This window comes from Haliea alexandrii, from assembly GCF_003719295.1.
GTDB classification, from domain to species: Bacteria; Pseudomonadota; Gammaproteobacteria; order Pseudomonadales; family Halieaceae; genus Haliea; species Haliea alexandrii.
Genome location: NZ_RFLW01000004.1, coordinates 45,261 through 69,800 on the forward strand (window position 1 = coordinate 45,261; position 24,540 = coordinate 69,800).

At 62.0% G+C, this 24,540-nt stretch carries 24 protein-coding genes; all 24 read right to left on the reverse strand.

The genetic code is table 11. The annotated features are described in order from the left end of the window. Positions 1 to 21: 21 nt before the first annotated feature. Positions 22 to 915 (reverse strand): glycosyltransferase family 2 protein, encoded by an 894-nt coding sequence (locus EGJ68_RS15040; RefSeq protein WP_123035389.1) that lies wholly within the window; start codon positions 913 to 915, stop codon positions 22 to 24. 23 nt (positions 916 to 938) lie between these two features. Further along, positions 939 to 2,003, reverse strand: coding sequence for a phytanoyl-CoA dioxygenase family protein (locus EGJ68_RS15045; RefSeq protein ID WP_123035390.1), 1,065 nt, complete (start codon positions 2,001 to 2,003; stop codon positions 939 to 941). 2 nt (positions 2,004 to 2,005) lie between these two features. Then, complete coding sequence (locus EGJ68_RS15050; protein ID WP_123035391.1) at positions 2,006 to 2,794, reverse strand: class I SAM-dependent methyltransferase; 789 nt, start codon at positions 2,792 to 2,794, stop codon at positions 2,006 to 2,008. A 9-nt stretch (positions 2,795 to 2,803) separates the two neighbouring features. After that, positions 2,804 to 3,796 carry a glycosyltransferase family 2 protein gene (locus EGJ68_RS15055; RefSeq protein ID WP_123035392.1) on the reverse strand — a complete coding sequence of 331 codons (993 nt, stop codon included), beginning with the start codon at positions 3,794 to 3,796 and terminating at the stop codon, positions 2,804 to 2,806. 92 nt (positions 3,797 to 3,888) lie between these two features. Continuing rightward, a complete protein-coding gene (locus EGJ68_RS15060; protein WP_123035393.1) occupies positions 3,889 to 4,587 on the reverse strand; it encodes a sulfotransferase family protein in 699 nt (232 codons plus the stop codon). Further along, the gene (locus EGJ68_RS15065) at positions 4,584 to 5,828 is read right to left on the reverse strand and encodes an AmpG family muropeptide MFS transporter (protein WP_123035394.1); all 1,245 of its coding nucleotides are present in this window, start codon (positions 5,826 to 5,828) and stop codon (positions 4,584 to 4,586) included. The genes EGJ68_RS15060 and EGJ68_RS15065 overlap by 4 nt, the downstream gene beginning before the upstream one ends. A gap of 11 nt (positions 5,829 to 5,839) precedes the next feature. Continuing rightward, on the reverse strand, positions 5,840 to 6,946 hold the full coding sequence (locus tag EGJ68_RS15070; RefSeq protein ID WP_123035395.1) for a hypothetical protein: 1,107 nt from the start codon (positions 6,944 to 6,946) through the stop codon (positions 5,840 to 5,842). An 11-nt stretch (positions 6,947 to 6,957) separates the two neighbouring features. Beyond that, the gene (locus EGJ68_RS15075) at positions 6,958 to 9,144 is read right to left on the reverse strand and encodes a glycosyltransferase (protein ID WP_158283694.1); all 2,187 of its coding nucleotides are present in this window, start codon (positions 9,142 to 9,144) and stop codon (positions 6,958 to 6,960) included. A 41-nt stretch (positions 9,145 to 9,185) separates the two neighbouring features. After that, positions 9,186 to 10,379: a sulfotransferase family protein gene (locus tag EGJ68_RS15080; RefSeq protein ID WP_123035397.1), complete on the reverse strand. Its 1,194-nt coding sequence runs from the start codon at positions 10,377 to 10,379 to the stop codon at positions 9,186 to 9,188. Between the two features lie 23 nt (positions 10,380 to 10,402). Continuing rightward, on the reverse strand, positions 10,403 to 11,311 hold the full coding sequence (locus EGJ68_RS15085) for a peptidylprolyl isomerase (RefSeq protein ID WP_123035398.1): 909 nt from the start codon (positions 11,309 to 11,311) through the stop codon (positions 10,403 to 10,405). Between the two features lie 95 nt (positions 11,312 to 11,406). Further along, the gene (locus tag EGJ68_RS15090; protein WP_123035399.1) at positions 11,407 to 12,999 is read right to left on the reverse strand and encodes a hypothetical protein; all 1,593 of its coding nucleotides are present in this window, start codon (positions 12,997 to 12,999) and stop codon (positions 11,407 to 11,409) included. A 96-nt stretch (positions 13,000 to 13,095) separates the two neighbouring features. Next, entirely contained in the window at positions 13,096 to 13,410 is a 315-nt protein-coding gene (locus EGJ68_RS15095) for a hypothetical protein (protein ID WP_199228068.1), read from the reverse strand. 211 nt (positions 13,411 to 13,621) lie between these two features. Beyond that, positions 13,622 to 14,329: a hypothetical protein gene (locus tag EGJ68_RS15100; RefSeq protein ID WP_123035401.1), complete on the reverse strand. Its 708-nt coding sequence runs from the start codon at positions 14,327 to 14,329 to the stop codon at positions 13,622 to 13,624. After that, complete coding sequence (gene gspD / locus EGJ68_RS15105; protein ID WP_233248853.1) at positions 14,319 to 16,538, reverse strand: type II secretion system secretin GspD; 2,220 nt, start codon at positions 16,536 to 16,538, stop codon at positions 14,319 to 14,321. The genes EGJ68_RS15100 and gspD overlap by 11 nt, the downstream gene beginning before the upstream one ends. A gap of 75 nt (positions 16,539 to 16,613) precedes the next feature. Next, positions 16,614 to 17,264 (reverse strand): hypothetical protein, encoded by a 651-nt coding sequence (locus tag EGJ68_RS15110; protein WP_158283695.1) that lies wholly within the window; start codon positions 17,262 to 17,264, stop codon positions 16,614 to 16,616. After that, complete coding sequence (gene gspM / locus EGJ68_RS15115; RefSeq protein ID WP_123035404.1) at positions 17,261 to 17,827, reverse strand: type II secretion system protein GspM; 567 nt, start codon at positions 17,825 to 17,827, stop codon at positions 17,261 to 17,263. The genes EGJ68_RS15110 and gspM overlap by 4 nt, the downstream gene beginning before the upstream one ends. Continuing rightward, positions 17,824 to 18,834 carry a type IV pilus biogenesis protein PilM gene (locus EGJ68_RS15120; RefSeq protein ID WP_123035405.1) on the reverse strand — a complete coding sequence of 337 codons (1,011 nt, stop codon included), beginning with the start codon at positions 18,832 to 18,834 and terminating at the stop codon, positions 17,824 to 17,826. Before EGJ68_RS15120 ends, gspM begins: the two co-directional genes overlap by 4 nt. Before the next feature lie 5 nt (positions 18,835 to 18,839). Next, on the reverse strand, positions 18,840 to 19,595 hold the full coding sequence (locus EGJ68_RS15125) for a hypothetical protein (RefSeq protein ID WP_158283696.1): 756 nt from the start codon (positions 19,593 to 19,595) through the stop codon (positions 18,840 to 18,842). Continuing rightward, a complete protein-coding gene (locus EGJ68_RS15130) occupies positions 19,595 to 20,194 on the reverse strand; it encodes a PulJ/GspJ family protein (RefSeq protein WP_123035407.1) in 600 nt (199 codons plus the stop codon). Before EGJ68_RS15130 ends, EGJ68_RS15125 begins: the two co-directional genes overlap by 1 nt. Continuing rightward, positions 20,191 to 20,580 carry a type II secretion system protein gene (locus tag EGJ68_RS15135; protein WP_123035408.1) on the reverse strand — a complete coding sequence of 130 codons (390 nt, stop codon included), beginning with the start codon at positions 20,578 to 20,580 and terminating at the stop codon, positions 20,191 to 20,193. Before EGJ68_RS15135 ends, EGJ68_RS15130 begins: the two co-directional genes overlap by 4 nt. Continuing rightward, a complete protein-coding gene (locus tag EGJ68_RS15140) occupies positions 20,567 to 21,028 on the reverse strand; it encodes a pilus assembly FimT family protein (protein ID WP_123035409.1) in 462 nt (153 codons plus the stop codon). Before EGJ68_RS15140 ends, EGJ68_RS15135 begins: the two co-directional genes overlap by 14 nt. 7 nt (positions 21,029 to 21,035) lie before the next feature. Next, on the reverse strand, positions 21,036 to 21,470 hold the full coding sequence (gene gspG, locus EGJ68_RS15145; RefSeq protein WP_123035410.1) for a type II secretion system major pseudopilin GspG: 435 nt from the start codon (positions 21,468 to 21,470) through the stop codon (positions 21,036 to 21,038). Between the two features lie 55 nt (positions 21,471 to 21,525). After that, on the reverse strand, positions 21,526 to 22,728 hold the full coding sequence (locus EGJ68_RS15150; RefSeq protein WP_123035411.1) for a type II secretion system F family protein: 1,203 nt from the start codon (positions 22,726 to 22,728) through the stop codon (positions 21,526 to 21,528). A 25-nt stretch (positions 22,729 to 22,753) separates the two neighbouring features. After that, positions 22,754 to 24,475: a GspE/PulE family protein gene (locus EGJ68_RS15155; protein WP_123035412.1), complete on the reverse strand. Its 1,722-nt coding sequence runs from the start codon at positions 24,473 to 24,475 to the stop codon at positions 22,754 to 22,756. Positions 24,476 to 24,540 lie beyond the last annotated feature (65 nt).

A 24,540-nucleotide genomic window follows, 5' to 3' on the forward strand; every position in this document is an offset into this window, starting at 1 on the left:
AGCACACGGCGCCCAACGCGGTCACCCCCGGCGCTTGCGCAGGTGTATCTTGGACGCCTGGGTGGGCAAATGGCCCAGAAACTGCAGGGGTTTGTCACTCAATAGCTGGCTGTGGCCGCGAAGTGTCTCGTATTGCCGGCGATAGTCTGCCAGTTTCGCCTCGCGCGCCAGGCGCTCGCTATTGGTCGTGGTCCCGCCATGCACCTGGTGAAAGCTGCCTTCCCCCACCAGTTGCACCGACACCGCGCCCGCGGCGTCCAGCGCCCGTTTATACAGGTCCAGGTTGAGAAAGCCACCGCCCGGCAGATCAAAGCGCTCATCGCTGCCGCCCACGGCAAAATAGTGCTCGCGGGTCATGAACAGGCAGTTTGACTCGAACATGCGGTTGAACCAGGTAATATTGGCGGCCCCCCCTGACAGGGGCGTGCCCACTTCGAACAGTCGATAACCGTCGCGCGGCCAGTCAATGTGCTGTAACAGGGCGTCCTCGGCTGCCTGGTTGTAGCCTTGCAACACAGTCTCGGGTTGCTCACCCGGCCCCATATAGAAATAGCGGGCCGCCACCACCGGGCAGGGAAAGGCGGCAAAGGCGCGCAGGGCCCATTCGAACACGCCCGGGGTGAGCAGGTGTGCACCATCGATCATCAGGCAGAGTACGTCACCGCGTGCCAGCTCCGCCGCGCGATTCAGCGCCTGGGCGGGGGACGGCGCGGCGCCTTCAATGCGCAGCAGCTGCACCGGCACATCGTCGGGTAGCGCATCTGTCCGCAGCGGCTCCGGCGAGCCGTTGTCCACCAGGATCACCTCGTAGTCGAGGTCAGCGCCAATCGTCTGGTAGCTGCGCGCAAGCGCCTGCAGGGTGCGCGGCATTTCGCGCTGCATGGCATAAGCAATGACGATAACGGACAGTTGCATGCTGGGCGAGCGCGCTCCGCGGGTCAGATGTAGAGCGGCTGCTGCCGCGCCGGTGCCGTCGAGGCAGCAAAAAACCAGGCCTCGATCGCATAGCGCAGGGCGTTGTGGTGATCCTCCAGCGCGGTGCGATGCAGGCTGAAGTGATCAAACAACAGCGCATCACCCGGTGCGAAACGGGGCTGGCTTATGGGTGCCTCGGTTGCCAGTCGGGCCACGCGCTCGGGCCCCACGGTCCAGTCGAACCAGGCACCATCGGTGCCCGTGGGATGAATTTCCCGACGCCCGTCAACCAGCAGGTCCATGCCCGGCGCCGGCGCCCCGCCACCACAATCACTCAGCGCCAGCCACAGGTTCACCGAGCGGATGTGTTCGCCAAGAAAGCGACCGTCCTGGTGCCAGCCTGCGTTGCCGTTTTTTTTCGGCGCCATTTTACGTAAAACCCACTTCTTGACGGATAACCTGGCCGGCTCACCAAAATAGGCTTTGAGTAACGAAGGCAAGCCCAGACGTTCATACAGCGCCAGCAACTCACAGGCCATGCGCGGTGAATCGGCAACCCATATGGAACTGCTTTCAGCAGCTTGCCCAGGACGACGGAAAAGCTGCGCCGGCGCACCCCGGATCTCAGGCGAACGCGCGTACCAGGCCGCTTCGGGTTCCACCGAGGGAAAATTCTCGGGATCCTCCCGGGCGCCCACAACACGCTCAATCTGCTCGCGTAATTCCTCCGCGACAGATGCCTCCAGCAAACCGCGCACAATCAGGGCGCCGCTGCCGTGAATGGCCTCATGCAATCGTGCTGCTGTCAGCTCGCCGGGCGACACCTCGGGAATGGCACTGGCACCAGTGTCAGCGCCGGGGGGGTGCGAGGCATGCCCCACTGCAGTGTGAGCCTCCCCCGCCGATGCTGCGGAAGGACTGCGACCAGCCTCGATACGCCAGTCGACCAGCTGCTGTTGCAAGCTTGCAGAAGGGTGTTGCGCGTTGGCGCGAGTCAGGCAGGCCAGCGCCTGAGACCAGTCGCCTTGCTCCCGAAAAGCAAGAGCCTGTGCCAGCAGTGTATCGCTCGCCGCCTCGACTTCCGGCATGCTCAGTTCTCCTCGGCCTGCTTGCCCTGCCCTCCCTTGGGGGCGTAGGCACTGTCCTTCGGCTTGAAACGCTTGGCCTGTCGGCGCGCCTCGAGGAAGTGCGCTGCGTGGGAGTAGAACTGGCGCAGGCGTTTTTCAGTTTCTGGCTCGCCGGAAAACAGCAGCTCCGTGAGCTCTGTTTGCACCGGCGCACCACCGGGTTTGCGCAGCACCCCAAGGCCAAACCCGTGATTGAACTTGAAAATCTCCCCGTGACTCGCCTCCAGCTCCTCGAAGAACTTCCACGCACCAAAATCCTTGAGTTTGGCCATCACATCATGAAACAACACAATGCCACCTGGGCGCACTTTCGGGTACCAGTTGCTGAAGTCCTCCTTGACCGCCTCGTAGGTATGTAAGCCATCGATATGCAGGAGATCGATGCTGTTGTCTTCAAAGTGGCGCAGGGCCTCGTTGAAATACATGCGCAGCAGGTAGGTGATACCGCGATAGTGCTCACGTGCATGCTGCTGTACGTCCTGGTACACCGAGTCGTCATAGGCGTCGGTATGTTCATCGCCTTCCCAGCAATCGATGGCATAGGCGACACCGTCAATATCATTTTCTACCATGGCCTGGCAGAAGGTGAAAAACGACAGCCCGTTGTATACGCCCAACTCCACCACCAGTCCGGGCCGAATGGCCGTCACAAGGTCGTAGGCAAACGGCAGGTGATCCACCCAGGTACTGAACACCATGCGCCGGGGTTCAAAGCGCTGCAACGAAGGCGGGAAATAGATCTTGCTACTCACTGGGTATCCTCAGGCCGGGCCATGGGTCAGGGGGGCTTCGCCACGCGCCATCAGCACGCGAGTGGCGGAATAATGCACAAACTTCTGCGCCTGCTCGGGAATCTCCCCAAGGTAAAGGGGCTGGCTGGTGGGGCTGACAAACTCCTCCCCGCGCAGCTCACGGTATTGGGCCTTGCTCTGCTCGATATACGCCTCACGCTTCTCACGGCTCTGCCCGCCCGTGGTGACACCGCCGTGGAACTGATGGAAGGTACCCTCGCCGGGCGCGATAATGTGCTGTACCCCCGGATATTCGCAGGCCCGCTTGTACAGGTCGAGGTTGATCAAACCGCCGCCGCGCAAGTCGAAGCGCTCATCGTACCCACCCAGCCCCTGCCAGATCTCGCGAGGGATACTGATACAGTTGCTCTCGCTGTTGGGCATGAACAGGCCCGGCGCGCTTGAGCCGCTGAAGCAGGCGATATCAAAGAGGCGATAACCGGCCTCCGGCCAGGCGATCGAGCTGAGCAGGGTGCGCTCCTGCTCCAGGCTGTAGCCGCTGTTCACCGCCTCCTGTTGCAGTTCACGCCCCAGGTGATAGCCGGGAATTGCCACCACCGCGCTGTCACTCAGCCGGTGTCCCATGAGAATGGTGCGCACCACCCCCGGAGTGAGCATGCGCGCGCCATCAATGATGACGCAGATGTTTTCACCGCGCGCCTGTTCCGCGCCGAAATTGATGGCCCGCGCCGGGCTGGATTCGGGGTTCTCACGCAGGAAATAGCGCACGTTGGCTGGCAGGCCCTGCAGGAACTCCGGACGCATGGTGTTGGCCGACGCATTCTCCACCACAATGACCTCGTACTCGTCACCGCTGACACCCAACTGGTAGCCGGGCAGAAGTGAGCGCACGGTGTTTTCGGCCTGCAAAGGCATATCGTAGACGATCACCACAAAGCTGACAGTGAGCACATCCTTGCCGCGCGCAGTGCGATCATCTTTTTTGAGAAAACGTGCCAGCATTTATTATCCGTTTGGCGGCCTCAGTGGCGTGTGCAGATAGTAACGGACTGGCTGCCTTACCGCCACGCTATCCGCGGAACAGGTTGTCATACTCACAGGCTTGCCCACCGCAAACGGCGATACAGATAGCGAACTTTCCATGGCAGGCGCAGCGGCATACCACCGTCGTGGGTTTTCAGCGAGTTGTCGTAAAAGCGGGCCGGGGAGGCCACGGGGCGCAGCTGCAAACGGCCGATCACGGCGTCCACCTTCCGGTTGAACGGTTCCTCCCCGTCATCGAAACACAGCAGCGGGAAAGGTTGTCGCCGATATTCCCGGAAAAGCAGGCGATTGTAGGCATACCAGAGCGACAATGCCTGCTCGCGCGGAATCTGACTGCGGTTCGCGAGTGACGCGGCAACGGCATCAGGATGGCGAAAAATACCCACCCGCTCCAGGCCGGGCACCAGTTCACGCCAGCCCGCCAATAACAACAGGCAGCGGGGGTCCTTGAACCCCAGTGCCTCTACGTCCGCATACTCCGCGAGCAGTTCACGGGCGCGCTCACGATGATCGGGTGACCATTCGCCGGTGGCTGGCGGGTTGTCCCAGGCACCGCCATTGGCGGCCAGAATCGTGTCGTGCAAGTCGACAAAATCCTGGTTTTCCCGGTTGCCCTTGCGATTATAGGGGTTCCAGGTGTGGTGCTCACCGAGTTCCAGGCCCGCCTCCTGCAACGAGCCCGTCAGGCAACTGGTGCCGCTGCGGTGCATGCCGAGTATGGCGATCACACGCCGGGGTTGCGCGGTCATACCGAGGCCTCCCGCCAGGGTGCCACCCACAGCAGCAAGAGCATGCCAGGCACCGCAAGCAGCGTACAGAGCAGGAAGAACGGCTGCCAGCCTACCGCCTCGACAATGACACCGGTACTGGCGTTGGCAAACGTTCTGGGCAAGGCGGCAATAGCGGTAAACAGGGCGAACTGTGTCGCCGCATACATGCGGCTGGTCTCACGGGCAATAAACGCGGTAAAGGCCGCCGTGCCCATGCCCACACCCAGGTACTCAAACGCGATGACCACCGCCAGCAACCAGAGCAGCGGACCGCTGCCAGCCAACACGGCAAAACCGAGGATGCTGAGCAACTGAACGACACCGAAGACCCACAACGACCGGTTTATCCCCAAGCGCAACATGGCCACGCCGCCCACTAAACCGCCCACGATCGCCGGCCACAGCGCCGCATTCTTGGCCACCACGCCGATCTCCGTCATGGTAAACCCCATATCGATATAGAACGGGGTCGCCAGCGCTGTGGCCATGTTGTCGCCGATCTTGTAGAGCACCATGAAGCCGATCACCAGGCAGACACCCGCCCAGCCACGGCGCTGCAGGTACTCCGAAAACGGCGCGACCACCGCCTCCCGCAGCCCCGTGCCGGTGGGCAACTCGGAGTCCGGTTCATCCACCAGCAGGCTCGTGCACAACGCCACCAGCATGAACGCGGCGGTTATCCAGAACACGGTGCTCCAGGGCAGAATGTCGGCCAGGATCAGCGACAGGGAGCCCGGAATCAAACTGGATATCCGATAGGCCTGCACGTGAATGGCGTTACCCAAACCCAACTCACGATCCGGAAGAATTTCCCGGCGAAAAGCGTCCAGAGCCACATCCTGGCTGGCACTGAAAAACGCCACACCAAAGGCAAGCCAGGCAATCACCCAGGTGGACTGCTGCGGGTTGAACGCGCCCAGCACACCGATGGAGGCAATCAGCGCCAGCTGGCACAAAAACATCCAGCCCCGACGCCGGCCCAGCAGCGGCGGGATCCAGCGATCCATCAACGGCGCCCAGAGAAACTTCCACACATAAGGAATGCCCACCAGGGCAAACAAACCGATTTCTGCGAGGGAAACGCCCTGGTCACGCAACCAGGCCGGCACCAGTTGCAGGAGGACGTACAAGGGCATGCCCGAAGCCAGGCCCGTGAACACGCAGACGAGCATACGGCGGTTGAACACCGCGGACTGCCAGCCACCGTTTGCTGCGCTCATGCCCACCGCATCTACACCCAGGATTCCAGGGTGACTCTGTCAGCGCGCGGCACCGCATCCCAGAGGCCCTGCTCGGCAATAACCAGCAGGGCGGCGCGGGCGAACAGTCCACGCACCGTGTGCAGATGGCCGGCCTGCCCTGCGCGCAGCAAGCGCTGCAGGAACCCGCTCAGGACCGTGCGCTCGAGCGCGTGCTCGGGCACAGCAGCGGGCTCAGGCACCGGCGCATGGAAAAAGTTGCCGCCGTCACCCACCACAGCGCCGAGACGCTGGTTGGTGCGGGTCCAGCGCTCGCGCAGACGGCCGTAACAGCCCATATTGACGTAACGCACCGTTTTCAGCGGCGGCTCGGCACAGAGGTTCAGCAGCAGACCAACCACGCGGTCGTTGTCCGCCTTGTCGTACCCGATGTGGTTGAGACAGCGCTTGATGTAGAGCTGATTGGCGCCCAGGCCATCGTTGGGCTCTCCCCCCACCGCCCGCAGCGGTGGCAGCCCGGTGACCTGACAGAAATCCCTGACCATATCGCCGTGGGGCCACTGTGCCGGCTCAAACGGGCGCACACGCAGGTTGGCGTGACCAAATGCAGCGCCCCACATATCCACAACCTGGTCATAGTCGCGCTGGAAAATCTGGTGGGTTTCATAGAACTCATAGGCACTGCCCGGCCACTGGCGGGCGCCTTTCACATCCTGGTTGTAAAATGAGGCATACAACTGATCCTGGCGCCGCAGATACATGAGAATGCGCACCTCATGGCCGGCCAGTGCCGTCTGGATATCGCCCAGCATGCGCTCTATGTTGATCGACTGACCAAAAAACAGCTCGGAACTGACGATCGCCGTATGCACGGAAGGACCCGCAGCGGCGAGCTCGGACCGCAGGCGCTGCCAGGCCTCACCGCGCGGAAAGCTGCCATACCAGATGTCCGGCATCGGGTTCGCCTGGTACTTGTCGATGAGGTCCGCGACCAGCACGTGGTGGGCGTCGCCGTGGCGGCAGGTCGCAGGATACAGAATGCCCTGTGCCAGCAGGATGTCGTGATGTGCCGCCAGCATCGCCTGCAGGCTGGAGGTGGCCGTCTTGGGCGCGCCGATGTGAAGGTAAACCGTTGCCATAAACCGTTCCGTCAGCGCACGATATCGTGCATGGGCCGCGCCGAGAAGCGGCGTTTGATCGCCTGCTGCACACGGAAAGGCACCCAGGACACGAGGCGTGCCACCAAGGGGTGCCGGCTCAGGCGCCAGATAACGCCAAGCAGGCGTTCAGATCGACTCAACTGCGCAACGCCGGTGTGCAAGTTGCCCACCAGGGATGCAATACGCCCCGGAGCAAATGCCGCACTGCGCGGCGTCACGGCGGCGAGATAGGCCCCCTGGTAGAACGACGCATCGGGCGTCTGCACAGGGAGCAGCGGCGCAGTGCCCGGTTGCTCGCCTGCGGCATACGCCTGCCACAGCTCGCGCCACTGCGCGGTGGAACTGTTCCACGGCATGATCGCGGAAAGCGGACGTCCTGCTACGCGCTCAACAAACGCGCCGATGTCAGGCACCACGACAGGCAAGCCGAGATGCAGGGCCAGGCTCAGTGTGTAGCTGTAGGTCTCGGGCCACTGGGCGGGAAACCACACAACATCCGGGGCAATGTCCTCAATCAGGCGCCAGGCATCGGCATTGGCATAGGGGCCATGCGTGATGACGGACTTACCCAGCGCGCGATAGGCATAGCCCAGCAAATGGAACTCGACGCGACCCGAGGCCGCCAGTTCATCCGCCACGGCCTCGAGTACGTCGGCGCCCTTCTCCCGACTGATCGCACCCACGACCAGCACCTTCAGCGGGCGCGGCGGCACATGGCGCCACACCGGTTGCGGATAGGGCTGGGAGGCGAGGAAATCCGGATGCCAGGCGACCACAGCCTCACGCACACTGAAAAACGCCTGGAAACGGGCGGCGCAGTCGGCCGAGGGGAAAATCACCCGCGACGCCTGCTCGATCAGCAGGCTTTGTCCGGCTCGCCATTCCGGCGCCGAAACGCCTGCCGGCAGCGGGTAGTGACCGGCACAACGTGCGTCAAAATCGCTACTGCCATCGCCGACGAAGCGCGCATCCGCATCCGTGAGCGTGGGGTTGCCGTTGATCAGATAATAGTCGTGCACCGTCACGTCGTGGTGACAGCCCAGCGCTTCAGCCAGCATCCAGAGCCGGGGGTGCAAGCCCATGGTGTGGTGAAAATGTACGTGGCCGACACCCAAGTCGCGCAACAGCGCGACCAGGGCATCAAATTCAGCCTCTACCGAAAAATGCAGCCCATCGGCGAGCCGTACCCCGGCATCGAACACGCTCAGCGTAACCGATTGCCCTTCCAGCGCGGGTGTCAGCTGCACGAACAGCGCTTCGTCTGCATACAGGGCGGCCAGTTCGTCCACATGCTGTTGCGCACCGCCACCCAGCTTGTGTGACAGACAGACCACCTTGGGCCGTTGCTGCGCCGCAAACAGGGCAAGCACAGCTCCAGTGCGCGCGGTACACGCGGGGTCACTCGCCACGTAGGCCTGAATGTCGGCATGGTACTGCGGGTAGCGCGCGTCCAGCAGCGCCATCGCCCTGGCCACGCGGGGCGTTTGCTCCTCGGCGAAACTCACCCCGCCCTTGTGGTAAACAAAGCAATTGGCGAGGTGCAGGTTGCGCCAGCCGGCGCGCTTGGCGCGCTGGCACCAGTCGTTCTCTTCACCGTAACCGCGGCCGAACGTCTCCACATCAAAGTAACCCACTTCGTTCAGGCAATCGCGGCGCAAGTACATGCAACAGCCCACGCCGGTGGGCACTTCGAAGGCATCGGCGGCGGTGTATTGCTCTGCGAATACGCGGTCGATTGTCGCCAGATCAAGGTTGAACGGCAGCGCGTTGTCTTTACAGAAATTGGGAAAGCTGCAGATGGTGGCGTTGTTGGCGAAGGGCGTGAGGCTGCCCGCACGCGGGTGGTGGTAGGCCGCCTCGCGCAGGCGATGCAGCCAGTCGTTGGCCACCTCCACGTCGCTGTTCAGCAGCAGTACGTCGCGCTCAACATCGTGCTGCATGCCGCGATTGGCGGTGGCGACAAAACCGAGATTCTCGGGGTTCTCCAGCAACACGACCGTGGCGTGGCGCGCGGCAAAATCACGCAGCAGCGCGGTGATGGCGGGGTCCGGCGAACCATCATTGACCAGCACAAGCCGCGCCCACTCGGGATCAATCGTCGCCAGTGCGGTTGCCAGGCAACGCCGCGTTTCCTCCACGCCGGTATACACCGGCACTACCACATCAACGCTGCGCACGCCCACTCCTGTTTGACGTCATTAACTGCCTGCTCAAACCGCTACTGCCGGCGATACCGGCGCGCTCCCCGCAGAGCGAGGCCAATCACCGGCACGGCGTAGATATCGGCAATCTCTCTATCCTTCTCAGCGATCACTTCCAGGGCATGGCTGTGTAAACCGCCTATTTCAGCCAGCCTGCGATCCAGCTCGGCAACCTGCGCGTCGCGCTCTTTTATGGTGGCCAGCGCGCGTTCAAGCCACTCCCCCGTGCCCTGCAGACGGCTGTCGAGATCGACGATCTGCTGGTCTCGCTCGGCAATGGTCGCCAGGGCTTCCCTATGTTCCGCCGCCAGCGCATTGATATCCTCATCCTTTGCCGCAATGGTCTCCAGCGAAAGGCTATGGGCATCGCCGACTGCAGTCAGCTGAGCACCGCGCGTCACAAACCCGGTCACGCACTCCGCCAGCATGGCGTCGGTGGGATAATGACGCTCTATGCAGGCCTCCAGCGCCGGCAACTCCGCGGCAGATAATACCGGCTGCGTCAATGGCTCGCTCGCGGCGGGCGCACTGTGGTGACGTAAATCCCCTCGCACAGCCATTGCCACAGCATTCGGACCTGTCTCCAGCGGAACACTTTCGGCAAGCCGCAACATGACCTTGACCGGATCCTCGACCAGCTCCGGGAAACTCACGGTCAGTGAACCTGACGGCAGTGCAGGCGCGAGCGCCTTGCGGTAAGCCAGATCAAGCCGTAAACCGTAGCCCAGCGGAAAGCCGTCCCGGCGTTGCAGTGACTGCGCCACCTCCAGTGGCGCCCGCGACGCCGTACACACCTGCGCCTTGACCCCCCGTTCGGCACACGCCTGCAACCACAGTGGCAGCGTGATACAAAACCGTGGGTCCTTTACCGCTTGCACCCTACCTGGGCCGAAGCCACGCTGCAAGATCGCCCCGGCCTGCTCCCGGAAGTGTGCCAGCGCAGCGGTCGGCCAGCCCGCCTCACCACCCGGCAAAGCCAGGGAGTACCAGTGAGCACCCGCAGCGGACAGTAGCGCCTCGTTGGCGGCCACAACCTCGGCATCTTCCCAGAAGCCCTCGTCGTTGACACCGGCCATCGGTGCCAACAGCTGCTCACCAAAGGTTACACCACAGGCGCGCAATGCGGCACACAGGGCTGACGTGCCGGAACGGTGCATACCGACGACGAACAGGAGCGTGCGTGCCTCAGCCGGCTGGCTAACGGATGACATGGCGTTCAGGCGCGCGAGCCCAATCAGGGCTCGGCTTTGTAGGGGGCGAGCAGCTCGTCCACGATATCACCGTTGATGTACGCCTCATCCGAAATCATGAGACCGGCCTCAAAATCCTGTACCGCGAGTTTTTGATATTCGGCTCTCAGGCTCTGGAGAATCGCGAGTCGCACCTCCTCAAAGGGCAGGTAATGTTCAGGCTGTATGTCATCCAGACGGATGATGTGCACGCCGAACTGGGTTTCGACCAAATCGGAATAGCCACCCACTTCAGCAATATCAAAAGCGCCACCGGTGTAGCGTGGCTCCACACCTTTCTCGCCAAGGCTGAACCACTTGTCGAAACGGCCACCCTTGTCACGCGAGCCAGGGTCTTGTGAATGTTCGGCCACCAATGCTTCGAAATCAGCGCCGGCGCGCAATTCTGCCAGGACCTCACGGGCGACGGGGCGCACCGTTTCGCGATCACACTGGCCCGGGGGGCACACAAACAGGATATGGGAGGTGAGGCGCTTTTCCGGGACAAAGGCGAACTTATCCTTGTCCGTGGTGTAGCGCTCCTCGGCCAGAGCGGACATGTCGGGCACATCAATGGACTTGACCAATTGCTCGATAGCGAAACGGCGTTTCAGGCCCTGCAATTGGAAGTGCAACTTCCAGTAGTCATCCCCGTGTGTCTCGGGGGTCGCTTCATCCGCAGATGCGGCAAGGCGCTTGTTCATCATGGCAATATTGAGCAACTCCATGCGGTCACCCAAATCGTTGGCTGCCGCCGAGCGCATCTCGGCACTCCAGCGCGCCACCACCTGCTCCAGTTCGGCACGATTGATACGTGTTTCGCCGTCCGCGATGGCAACGGGCTCATCGGCAATGGCGCTCAGGGCAACGCCCAGCAACAGCACAACGGGGCTGAGAAAACGGAAAAGTAGCATGCAAAAACCTCAGACAATAAAAAAAGCCGGCACCTTTCGGTGCCGGCCTTCATTTTACTACAACAGCGTATTGCGACGCTATTACGGTGAGCTACTTAGCTACCTACACCACCGTAAGAGTGCTCAACGATACGACCGTAGTTGGAGTCGGGGTTAGCCGGGAAGCTACGCTCCCAAGCTACGAAACCAATTTTCGGGATCTCGTTGGCATTCACATCAGTAGAGTCACAGCCGTAGGCCACAACTGCACCAACGATCGCATCAAGGCCTTCACCGATGTTGAAGTTCGCACTGTTGGCAGAAGCTTCACAGACCGCTTGAGTTTTGCTAGAAGCGCTGCGAACGTTCAGCTCGGCCCAACCGAAGGGGCTGTCGGGCACAGCAACCACGATGTCGGAGTTCTCGCTGCCCAGTACGGGCTCGGCGCCCCACTGAACCACGTTAACTTCGAAAGGCAGCAGAGTCTGAACTACCTGACCCGGCAGGGCAGGAGATACAACCAGCTCGCCATCGGGCTGTGAACGCTGCTGCTCTTCACGGTCGTACACGTCGAACGTGGCTACGGCCGGGATATCGCGGTGGTCACATGCGCCTGAAACGCTGAAGTCATCTGAGTCGACAGAGCCAGTTGAGTCAAACGTGTTCGCCGCAATCGGCGCGCCTGCCAAGCAAGGGATTGCATCGTCAGTACCTGCAGTCAGCAGTGACGCGAAGTAGTGAGGCAGATCCAGCATGGTGTACTGGCCGGGGAAAGTGATAACCCAGTCAGTGCCCACGTTCAGGTCAGCGTTGGCAGACCAGTCGTTGATCACAGAAGCGCCGCCGAGAACTGCACGCAGCTCCTTGAAGCGATCGCGATCCAGACCAGCGCCTACGCCACCGTTCAGGTCAGGGTAGTCGAAGCCGAGCAGGTCGCCCGAGAACAGACCAAACTGCTGGTTGGTGATGGAGGCATCTACCAGGAAGTTGGCGATGTGCGTTGCACTATTGCCAAACTCACGGCCGCTGCCGGCGTCACGTACGAAGTAGGATACTTTCAGGGCGTTCTCTGGAGCTTCGTACTCGTTCAGTGCCAGCGTGGTGCCAGTAGATGCGATGCGCTGTACGGAGGCTTCACCGTCGATAACACCACGAGTGGTGGTTGCTACGCCGTTGGCGAAGAAGTTGTCGCGAACAGCAGCACAGTCAGCAGGAACGCCTGTTGAGTCGTGCTTGGCGGAAACTGCAATAGGCGCAGTTTCGGTCAGCGGCTGGCCCATGCCGATGATTTCGATGTAGCCTTCATCAGCGTCAGCACGGTAGATACCGGGCATGGTGAACTTGCCGCCAGCAGTCGCAGGCGCGGTGCAAGAGCTGTCAGTGGTGTTGAAGACAACATCTTCACCTTCCGCCGCCAGGAAGCCAGTCCATACGTCTTTCGGGGACAGGATCAGGTTAAAGTCAAGGGCGTCCATGGAGTCGGTACCACGGCGCAGACGCACTTTAACGACCTGAGTAGCATCGCTGGTGTTGGTGATGTGAACGCCAGTGACGTTACCGTCACGGACCGTGTAGTAAGGGATCAGTGCCAGGTTACCCAGGTCGCTAGATGCAGCCAGCTCCAGCTGGGCATTAGCAACACCATTGTAACCTGCGGTTGCCGCTGCTACTGCAGCAACAAGACCCAGAGGCTTAAACTTTGCATTCATAAGGAGACTCCTAATGTGTTTTTACTTCACAACCAAAGTACAGATTGCTAGCGCTATTATTGCTAACTGCAGCCAGCTGTCAACCAACGTGCCCTCTCAACCACTGGCACTATGCCACCACTCGCCATTGATGCTAACCCATCGCTCGCGAACAGTTGAAGGCATAAACCCGAACTGAGCTGACACCGAGGTTTGTTTGATCGGCTTGGACATGACCCGAACCGCCACACTCGCCACAGCTGCCTCGGCATCATAGGCAAGGACTTCAACAGCTGTCAACTGCCAATCCAGCGAATAGGAAAAATTGCGAATAAACATACTCTTGGAGAAAACAGCTCGGTAATTAGGTGAAGCGTAGGCATAGACCGCTTCGAAGTCCCGGTCGATGAGGGCCTGCCAGCGGCCGCGCACACGCTCCTCCAGTGCCGCGGTCTCAGCGGGAGTGAGCGTATCCGGCTGTGATGGCGCGGTGCTGCACCCCGCTGCCAGAGAGAAAACGAGCGCCGCCAGGAGCACTGCCGGGAGTCGATACATTGCATATAACATACTGAATATATTACCTTTTGTTGCATTGGACGGGGATTATACCGCGCCCGTGGAGGGGACGGGAAGTGCCGGCGAATCAGAGCAGAGCCTGCCGGCGCGCCTCACGTTTCTGCAGCGCCCACTGGTAAAGCGCCAGATCCTGCGCGTGAAATTCACGCACCTGCTGGCGCAGCCGTGGGCGCAGCTGCTCGGGCCCGGCGGGCACCTCGGCGGCGTTGGCAAACTGCGGCTCAACATTTATTCCCAGGAATTGTGTGGAAAAATCACGCAAATCTTCTGCGAAATATTCGGTAATTCCCACGAAATCGAGGGCTCGCAACGGAAAGGCCCACAGGAACTGGCTATACACGTTGCGCAATTCGGGGGCCAGGCAGAATTGCTCCAGCGTCCAGGCTTCCTCTACCACCCTGCGGTGCAGGCTGGAGGTGTCATCTGCCGCCGGATCGTAGCTGCGCTGCCAGTAATAGTAGTGGGATACCAGGCGCTGCAGGGGCTCGCGCAACCAGGTGACAAACCGGCACTCCATATAGTCCGCCAGCAGCAAGTACTTGATCGGCAGGAAATGGCCATGGATGCAGCCAACCTGCCGGTAGGCTGAGGGTTCGGCGGCCAGGCTGAACTCCAACGCAGCGGCATGCCGCTGCGGCAGCGGGCTGGCCAACGGGTAATCCGCATAATCCGGCGCAAAGCCGGCGCCATAATGCTCTTCGAGCGCGGCCCGGAAACTCAGGCCCGCTGTTTTCGGCATGTGGATGGAGACCAGCACCGGGGCGCTACTCGGCATCCAGGGGCGTCTTGATCAGCTCCATGTTGCGCACGCGCGAGCGCAGCTCTCGACTGACATCACGCAACTCCTGTTCATTGTTGATCACCCGCGGGGTAATGATCACCAGCAGCTCGGTACGCCGGTTCTCGGTAGAGGTGGTGCCAAACAGTGTACCCAGCACGGGAACGCGGTGCAGCAGAGGCAAACCGGAGTCCGTGGCCGAGGCATTCTCCCGAATAAGACCGCCCAGCACTACGGACTCATTGCTGCGCACAGCCACCCGGCTCATGATATTGCGCTCCAGGAAGGTGCGCTGGCCCGTGGCAGAATCCACCGTACCCACGTCGGTGACCGATTGTTCCACATCCATGGTCACCAGCTGCCCGGCGTTCACCGAGGGCTGCACCATCAGCTTCACACCCGTGTCCCGGTAAACGATGTTTTCGGTGACTGTGCCGCCATCCGTGGAGGACGTTCCCTGGCGTACCGGCACCTGGTCACCCACATGTATATAAGCAGGATGATTATCCAGCACCATCACCGACGGCGTGGAGATCACATTGATCAGTGAATCCTCGGAGAGCGCATTCAGCACGGCACTGATGTCGCCCAGGGAATTGGTCAGCGTGTAGGAGAACCCGGGCGAGGTCGCCGCGGGCCCACCACCACTGTTGGCCAGTTGGCCAAAGCCATCGTAGTCGGTGCCGAAGCCGTTCTTGAATGTCCATTCAAGCCCATAACGGAGCTCATCGGTGAGCGTGACCTCAAGAATACTGGCTTCAATAATGACCTGCGTCGCGATGACATCCAGTTGACGCAGGGCATCCTTGATCAGGTCGTACTGCTTGCCTGTGGCGTAGATCATGAGGGCATTGTTTTCCTCGTCCGCCACCACACGCACATCCGCGACACCCCCGTCATCGCCACCGCCCAGCGTGGCGGCGCTGGCGCCGCCACCCGACGCACTGCCAAAGTCGCTACTAAGACCGCCGCTTAAGCCGGAGCTGCCAGAACTGTTGGAACCGCTGCCATAACCACCGGCACCCGACCCACTCCCACCTGAACTGGAAGAACCAATGGACTCCATGGACAATCCGGGGGCGACATCACGGTCGCTGCCGTAGCTGCCGGTGACGCTGGAGCCACTGCGTGCATTGCTACTACCACCACCCGCGTAGATATTGCTGATCAGATCCGCCAACCGGGACGCCGTGGTGTTCTGCACCGGGTAGACGAACAGGCGTTTCTCAAACTTGGAATCCGGCCGCGAGTCCAAGCGCTCGATCCAGGTGCCCAGCGTGTCGAGGTAGTGCGAACGCGGGGTCACCACCAGCAGACTGTTCAAGCGCTCGATGGGAATGATTTTAACCAGTTGCCCGACGTCATCATTGCCGTTGCCGCCACTGTTCAGCATGCCCTGAAGGACATTGGCAGTATCGCCCACACGCCCGTGTTCAAGAGTGAACAGGCCCACGGACATGCCCTTGAGCAGATCGACATCGAAGGTATCAACCATGTCCAGCCAGCCGTCTATCTGCAAGCGCGTGCCCGCCAGCAAAAGCAGGTTGCGGGTGTTGTCGATACGCAGGAAGGCCGGGTCATCCGCCACCGGCCGCAATATCTCCGCCATGTTGCTGGCGCTGATGTATTGCAGCGGAATGATCACTGTACTGTAGCCGGCACCCGGGTCGCGTGGATTTGACAGGCGCGGTGCCTGACGGCTCGCCTGCTGGGTTCGCGTCACCAGGTAGCGGTCCTGGCTGTCCCGGACCATCGCCATCTGGTTGGCACTGAGCAGTGACTCGAGGATCGTCAGCAACTGGTCGCGCGGGATGGGCGTGCGGGAACGCAGGGTGATGGTGCCGTTGACCGGACCGTCGAGAATGTAGTCCAGGCCCAGTATGTCGCCGAGTACAGCGTGCACCACTTCGCTCAGGGGGGCATCCTCGAAGTTGAGGCTGACGGCATCGCCCACCAGCCGCACGGCATCGCGCTTCTCCGGTACGCGAACCTGTCGATCATTGCCGCGATAGAGGACCGGCTTGACGCGCTCCTCGGCTGCATCGGCAAGCTCGCCGGCGCTGCGTGAAAGGGCCGGCTCCTGCGCCCCCGGGGCGGCAATACCGGCAGACGGCTCCGATGGCTCGCCGCGGTATTGGTTGTCCAGCAGCGCACAGCTGGTTAGCAGTGGCACCAGCAATAGCAACCTAGAGGACCGTCGCAACATAACCTTTCCTTGATCTTGCCCTGTTCGTAATGGCCAGCAGCGCACTACGCACTGCCCCGATTTCATTCCCGTGAATCAACGCCGGCCGCCGAGTGTCAACTCGTCCGCGCCGTCACCAGGCTGCGGACCAGGCCCTCTACGGGGCGCTTTCGCGTCCGGCACGGGTGGCGACTCGGCTCGCACTGACCGCGCTCCGTGGACACGTTCAAGCGTGAGCCGCTCCTCGCCACCGGTCGCACTGACCAGCGTGGCGCCAGTGCCGTCCATGGATTCCAGAGTCCAGCCCTGCAGCGACTCACCCACCGCCAGACGCTGTTGCTTGCCATCGGCGCGCACAATGATACCGCCTACATCCCCAACGCCAAATATGCCCAGCAGACGCACCCCCTTGAGTTGAGATGCCTTTTCCTCAGGCGCCTCCGCAACCGGTGCGGCGCTGTTGTCCACGGGCCTGCGACCTGCCCAGAACAGCGGTCGGTCGCGCAGTTCCGCGCTGTCGCCGGTATCCAGCAGTCGCCCTGTTATACGGTCGGCCACCGTCAGGGAAGCATCGGTTGGCTCGATGGGCTCCGGGGACGGCGGCAGCAGAATGCCCAACAAAAACCAGGCAAGCTGCAGCAGCAACACCAGCGCCAGCACCAGCACCGCCAGTTCTACCCGGCGCTCTGTCCGCTGCGGCTCATGCTGCACGCGGAAGTGCTCCAGTAACGCACCAACGCGCCTCACGAGCGCACCTTCAACGCCAACACCTGCACTGTTGTGGTGATCGTTTGTTCTTCGGCTTCACTAGCGCGAGCCCGGCTGCGGTTGGGCCAGACCTCGATAGACTCCAGCAGTAACAGCGGCAAATAGGCATTGAGGTCCGCCAGCGCAGTATCCAGCGCGGGCAAACCACCGGATGCTGTCAGCTTGACGGCTATATGGTCGAACCCGTCCTTCTCCCGCACCGGCAGTATCTGGCTATTGCTCACAGACAGGCCTGCTGCACCCAATATCTCGCGTACGTTCTTTTGCAAATTCGCCGACACGGTACCCGCGTCATCGGTGGCCGGATAGACCAGGTCAAGCACGTCGGAACCCACCACCCGCGCCGCATCGCGCACCTGCTCTTCACGGTTCAGAAGCCCCTGTAAACGCGCGATACGGGGTTCCAAGCGCTCTATCTGCAATTGATAGCCGCTGCGCATGCCGAAGAGGCTGATTGCCAGGTACAACAGCAGCAAAGCGGGCAGCGCCAGTGTACCCAGCACCATAACGGCGTAACGCGGGTTGTTGCGGAACCAGTTCACGGCCCACCCTCACGCAAACGCACGTTGACATTGAACTGCTCTACCCCACTGCTACCCACTGCCGTGATGCCCTGGTCCGCGACCTCTTCGTAGGCCTCTTCCCGCGTCAGGCTCTGCACCACGCCAGCGGCATCTTCGGCACGGCCCCGCAAGCGCAGGTCGCGGCCACGCTGGGTGTATTGCAGAATATAGGCCTCATCTCCCAACAGGGCGGTCAGCCGCGCCAGCTCACGGTGGGGGTCCGGATACTCACGCAACACGTCATTCACGGCGAGAATGGTCTGATTGGCTACAGACAGCGACTGGCGCTGCCGCGTCACCTCGGCCGCCTCGCTCTCCACCCGCGCCGCGAGCGCCTCGTACTGCTGCAACCTGACATACTTGCCACCCGCCGCCAGCGCCAGAATCAGCAGCACCAACAGCAAGGCACCACCCAGTAGCAGCGCGATACGCAGCAGGCGACGCTGATAACGCGCCAGGCGTGCACCCTCAGCAAACCCGCGCAACACAATGGGCCGCGCGCCGGCAAGAGCCCAGACCTCACGTTCATCAATGGCATGCACGTCGTGGTGCTGGCCCAGGTGTCGCATGACGGCACTGCGGGAAGCAATCGCCAGCTCTACCTGCAGCCCCTTGTCACCGCGCTCACTGAGGGACCAGCCGGCCGCCGTATCCGTCGCCGGAAACGGGCTGTTGGCCATAATCTCCAAGCGCATGACCGATTCCAATTCATCCTCGGCGGCCAGCGGCAGGTGCAGGGTCTTGAACAACACCAGGGAATCCGGCAACACGATGGCAGCGCAGGTCGGCTCGCCCGCGGCAACCAGGGCACCGGCGTGAAACTTGCCCTGCACGCCGCCACCTTCCACGTGCACCACTTCATCAAGGCGCGCACGCACGGGGGAGCGGTCACCCCAGAGACATTCTGCCCAGGCAACCTGCCAGTGGTGGCCTATACGGCGCATATCGTAGCCGAAGAGGTGCCATTGTCGGGATTGATCGAGCATAGCGCCTAGCGTGCCCCAGCTGTTGTTGTTCTGTCGTCAAGCACTCGCGGCGCCTCGGTTCGTGTTATTTGCCAAGGGAACCCGCTCGCACCCGAACCGCCCTGCAATGTTATCCAGCGCCTGCGTAGCCAGCGCCGACCATCATAATCCATCACGGCGTCGAGGCGGTACGCGGCCTCATCATCCATCCGCAGAACGTGGCGCAGGCCATCCAGCAGGACCCGGTCAAATCCGGGCAACTGCAGCCAGTCCTCTACCGTTTTCGGCCGGAACCCGACGCCAACGCCGATCGCCCGGCCACCGCGCAACTGTACCACAGCGGCCGCGAGGCGTCGGGCATCTTCCCGCTGCAGGCGACCCGCCTCGCTAAAGACCATCGCCAGCTGCTCCGGATCGGCGCTGTGCAGGTCCAGCAAGCGTGAAACCGGCGTCATGCGCACCTGCACCGGCTGCTCTCCGAGCATGAACTGCGCCTCCAGTGCCGGCTCCAGGCCGTCTTCCCCCGGCCCTGCTTGTGCCTCGCGCAACAACGCCTGCCGGGAAAGCAGCAAACTGATTGCGCCGTCCCCCGCTGCCATCACCTTCGCTCGCGCAATATGGGTTTGTGCCATGCGCACATCCACGCGCGCTTCGGACACAATGCCCATCACCAGCACAGACATGGCCGCCACAAACCAGACCACCATGGCCAGCGCAACACCACCCTGACTCCTCGCATGACGTATCAGTGAGGGGGAATATTCCGACGCCGTGCCACGCATCAGCGCGGTACCGCCATAATCAGCTCCGGCCAGAAGCGCTCCGCCGCACGTAGACGCAGGCGCAACGCCACTGGCACACCGCCGTTCTGCCACTCCGGCACCCAGTCTGCCCGCGGGGCGGGCCTATAGGCCACCTCGAACAGATCCACCTGTCTGACCAGTATGCGGGAGGCCGCCTGCGACCAGTCTATCGTCCTCGAGTCGCCATTGGACGCCTGCCAGCGCATCACCAGCGCACTGTCTTCGCGGCTGAAACGCAGCACATACTCGCCACCGAAGTTCTCACCGAAAAGGATATTCGCCTTGAACATCAAAACGCCGTCCGAGCCGGCGAAATAGGCGGCATCCCGCGCGCCGCCCCCGAGCGTCAAGCCTTCGCCGCCATCTGCACCCAGAGCGGCACTGTCCACCAGGTCACGCAGCAGACTGCTGACGGTACGCACTTCATCCACGCGCCCCATCATGCGGTCCAGCGACTGCTGTGTATTGGCAAAGGTACGCAGTGCGCTGATGGTCGCCAGCATGATCAGCGAGAGCACGGACAGCGCCACCACCACCTCAACCAGAGTAAAACCGCTCTGCTGGCGCCCCGCGCTCATTCGCGCGCCACCCCGGCGGCGACAGAGTTCAGTACCACCTCACGTGCCTTGCGCCCGTCACTCCAGCGCACCACAACTTCGATATCCTGCACCGAACCCGGCGGCAGGCTGCCGCTGCCCGCTTGCGCCGGCCGCGCCTGCACCCGCCACAGAAAACCGCCCGCGGTTTCACCCTGCACGCTGAGCCCGCCTGCGGGCACCCGCGCATGCTCCGCGACCAGGGAGCGGGCCAGTTCAACGCCGTAGGCATATTTTTCTGCGGAACGTACGTTGCGCGTGGCGCCACTAGTGGCCTGGTACAGCGCCCCCAGAGAGAGGCCGAGGATGGCCAGCGCAACCAGCATTTCCAGCAGCGAAAAACCCCGTGCCGACCTAGCGCGCCGCATAGGTTTCCTGCGTCACCGAACCGAGCAACCAGTCCACCGTGATACTCACACCCGCGCCGCCTGCCGAGGTAATGTCGACACCGCCGCCACTGGCACCACCCTCGGGATAGAAACGTATGACGCCCACGCCGCCACGATTCAGCTCACTGGCCGAGTGTACCGTCATTGCTACACTGTCCGGCAGAACGTTGACGGTGTCGGCAAATCGCACACTGCGCTCCCGGGGGTCGACTTCAACGGCCTGTGCCCGGCCGCTGTGCAGCGCTTCATAGCGCGCACTGGCGAACAGCGTGACGACATCCCGCACCGCCTGACGGTAGCGAATATTTTCATACATTCGCAGGGTGGACGGCACGGCAAGGGCCATGACCAGCCCCGCGATGGCCAGTGCCGCCATCAGTTCCAGTAACGAGAACCCGGCGGTATGGTGCCTGCGGCCGCCCGCCATGGCGGCGCTACCAGTTACCCACATCCTGGTCTTCGCCCTCACCACCCGGCGTGCCATTCTGGCCGTAGCTGAAGATATCCACCTCACCGTGCTCCCCCGGCGCCTTGTACTGATACTCGCGTTTCCACGGGTCCAGCGGCACATCGGATTTCAGGTAGGGGCCATTCCAGCCGGCGGCGCTGGCCGGCTTGCTCACCAGTGCATCCAGCCCTTCGCTGGTGGAGGGAAAACGCCCCACATCCAGCTTGTACATTTCCAGCGACTGCTCGAGATCCTTGATCTGGATAGCGGCTGTCTTGGTCTTGGCACCGCCCAACTGGTTCAGAACCTGCGGCCCCACAAGGCTCATCAACAGGCCCAGAATCGCCAGTACGACGAGCAGTTCCATGAGCGTAAAACCGGCTGAAGTGCGCCGCGCAGTGCGGCCGCGTCCTGAGATCATGCGTTTTTCCTCGTTACAGATAAATAATCAGCAAAGCCGTAGCCACACGCGCCCATTACAGCGCGAGGTCATTCACGGACAGAATGCCCAACAAAATTGAGATAATGATGACAGCAATAATGGCGCCCATACCCAGGATAAGCACTGGCTCAAGCAGGGTCAGCCCGCGTTTTACACCCGCCTGGACATGGCCGTCAAACACGCGCGCGAGCTCCAGCATCATCGCATCAAGACGGCCGGACTCCTCACCCACACGCGTCATCTGAATGACCATGGGCGTGAACAGCCCCGTTTCCTCCAGCGCCACCGACATGCGCTTGCCCGACTTCACCGCGGGTGGCAGCACCTGCAGCGCCGCCTTGATCACCCGGTTGTCGACAGTATCAATGGCGATCGATATTGCCTTGAGCAGGGAAACACCGTTGCCCAGCAAGGTGCCTACCGTGCGTGCAAACTTGGACACTTCAAACTCGAAGAGTATCCCACCCACCAGCGGTAATTTCAGCAAGCGGGCATCCTTGCTCGCCTGCCCGGCCTCGGTGGACAGCCAGTTGCGTATCGCCCAGCCCGTTCCCACGCTGACGAGCAGCAATAGCCAGCCATAGCTGGCGATAAAGTCCGCCGCCCCGACCACCATCGCCGTGAGGGGCGGCAGGGCTTCGCCCATATCTTCGAACAGGGTTTCAAACTGCGGCACCACGAAGCCGAGCATGAGAATAATCGACAGCACGGCAACCACCAGCAGAATAGCCGGGTAAATCAATGCCGATACCACATTGTCGCGGTTGGCCTTGGCGCTCTGCAGATATTCCACAAGCCGGTCCAGCACAGCGGAGAGCTGCCCGCTGGCCTCCCCCGAGCGCACCATGTTGATGTAGAAGTTGCCGAATACTGGCTGATAGGGCTGCAGCGCCTGGCTCAGCGCCTTACCCGCCTTGACGTCCCGCAACAGGTCCTGCAGCAGCGCTTCCAGCGCAGGCTCCGACGCCATATCGATAAGCACTTTCAGCGCCCGGTCCAGCGGTAAGCCGGCGCGCAGCAGCACCGCGAGCTCGCTGGTGGTGGATAACACGTCCTCGCGCTTCACCGGCTTGCCGCCCGTGCTGCGGTTCACCTTCGCCGCGCCCGGCTCCAGCGCCAGCAAGGTCAGGCCCTGAGAGCGCAACAAACGCGAGGCAACCTCCAGCCCCTCGGCCTCCAGCGTGCCATCCAGCGGCTTGCCATCGCGGCCTATGGCCCTGTAGGTAAAATGCGCCATGCCTAACCCCGCCTCTGGCAACCGCTCAAGCGGCGTCCGCACCGGCCTCGGATGCCCCGGATTCGCTCTGGTCCTGGGTCACGCGCATGACCTCCTCCAGGGACGTTTCGCCGCGCACCACTTTGCGCAGCCCGTCTTCGTAGAGCGTAATCATGCCCTGCTGACGTGCGGCGGCATGCAGTAACGTGGCATCGGCACCACTCATGATCACGCGGTGAATGGCCTCATCAAGGCAGAACAGTTCGTGAATCGCCGTGCGCCCGGCATAGCCTGTCTGCAGGCAGTGCTCGCAGCCCCTGGCCTGATACACCGTAGGCTGCGCCGTGCGAATGAAGGGCGCGAGCCCGTAACGCTGCACCGCATCACTGGTCAACTCCACCGGGGACTTGCAGTGCTTGCACAGCGTACGCACCAGGCGCTGCGCCAACACCCCGTTGACCGCCGAGGTAATGAGGTAGCGCTCCACCCCCATATCCTCCAGGCGGGTAATGGCGCCAGCTGCCGTGTTGGTGTGCAGCGTGGAAAGCACCAGGTGCCCGGTGAGTGCCGACTGCACACCGATCTGCGCGGTTTCCGTATCGCGCATCTCACCGATCATGATGATGTCGGGGTCCTGTCGCAGGATGGCGCGCAGGGCGCGGGCAAAGTTCAACTCGATTTGTGCCTGCACCTGAATCTGGTTCACGCCTTGGAGCTGATATTCCACCGGATCTTCCACCGTGATGATCTTCAGGCGCTCGGAGTCCAGGGAAGCCAGTGAGGCGTAGAGGGTTGTCGTCTTGCCGGAGCCGGTGGGGCCGGTTACCAGCAATACGCCGTGAGGACTATCGAGTAACTTGCGGTAACGCGTCAGGGTATCGTCGCTGAAGCCCATATCACTGAGGCTCAAGCGGATGTTGCCGCGGTCCAGCACCCGCATGACGATGCTCTCGCCATGCACCGTGGGAATGGTGGAAACGCGCAGGTCGAGCTCATGCCCCTTTACACGGATCATGATGCGACCGTCCTGGGGCAGCCGCCGCTCGGCAATGTTCATCTGGGCCAACAACTTGATGCGCGAGGCGATGGCCTGACCGAGGCCGGCTGTCGGCGTATCCGAATGCTCCTGTAGCACGCCGTCAACCCGATAGCGCAACTGCAGGCCATCCTCAAAGGGTTCGATATGGATGTCAGAGGCACCCATGTCCACGGCGCGGTGAATGAGCTGGTTGACCAGGCGAATAACCGGCGCCTCGCTGGCGAGGTCGCGCAGGTGCTCAATGAAGTCATCATCCGACTGGCCGGCGAATTGATCACCAAGCGTGCCGTCGTCGTCACCTTCCTCGCTCTCCTGCAAACGCAGCTGCTGGGCCCGCGCGATGTCGCTTTCCAGGCCGAGCACAATGGTGACCGGACGATCCAGCGCCATGGACAGGGCCTTGGCGAGGAACGGATCCTGGGGTATTGCCGCCGCAAAACACACGCCGTTGTCATCAGCCGCGACCGGCACCACCAGGTTATTGACCAGGAATTCCTGGGCCACGCCGTCAACCGTCACCGGCTCCTGCGGGTATTCCGAGGCTGGGTGCAGCGGAATTTCGAGCTGTTCGCTCAGCGCCAGCGCCACATCCTGCTCAGAGACCAGCCCCAGCTTAACCAGCACCTGGCCGAAGCGATCGCCCATTTCGCTCTGGGCCAACAGGGTACGCTCGACATCGCGCTCCGATATCTTGCCCTGCTGGACCAGCAGCTCACCAATCCTGATCATGCTCCACCGCCACTTGCCTTCATGAGTAACAGACGGCTGAGACCGCCGTCTGCTTCCATCGAGCG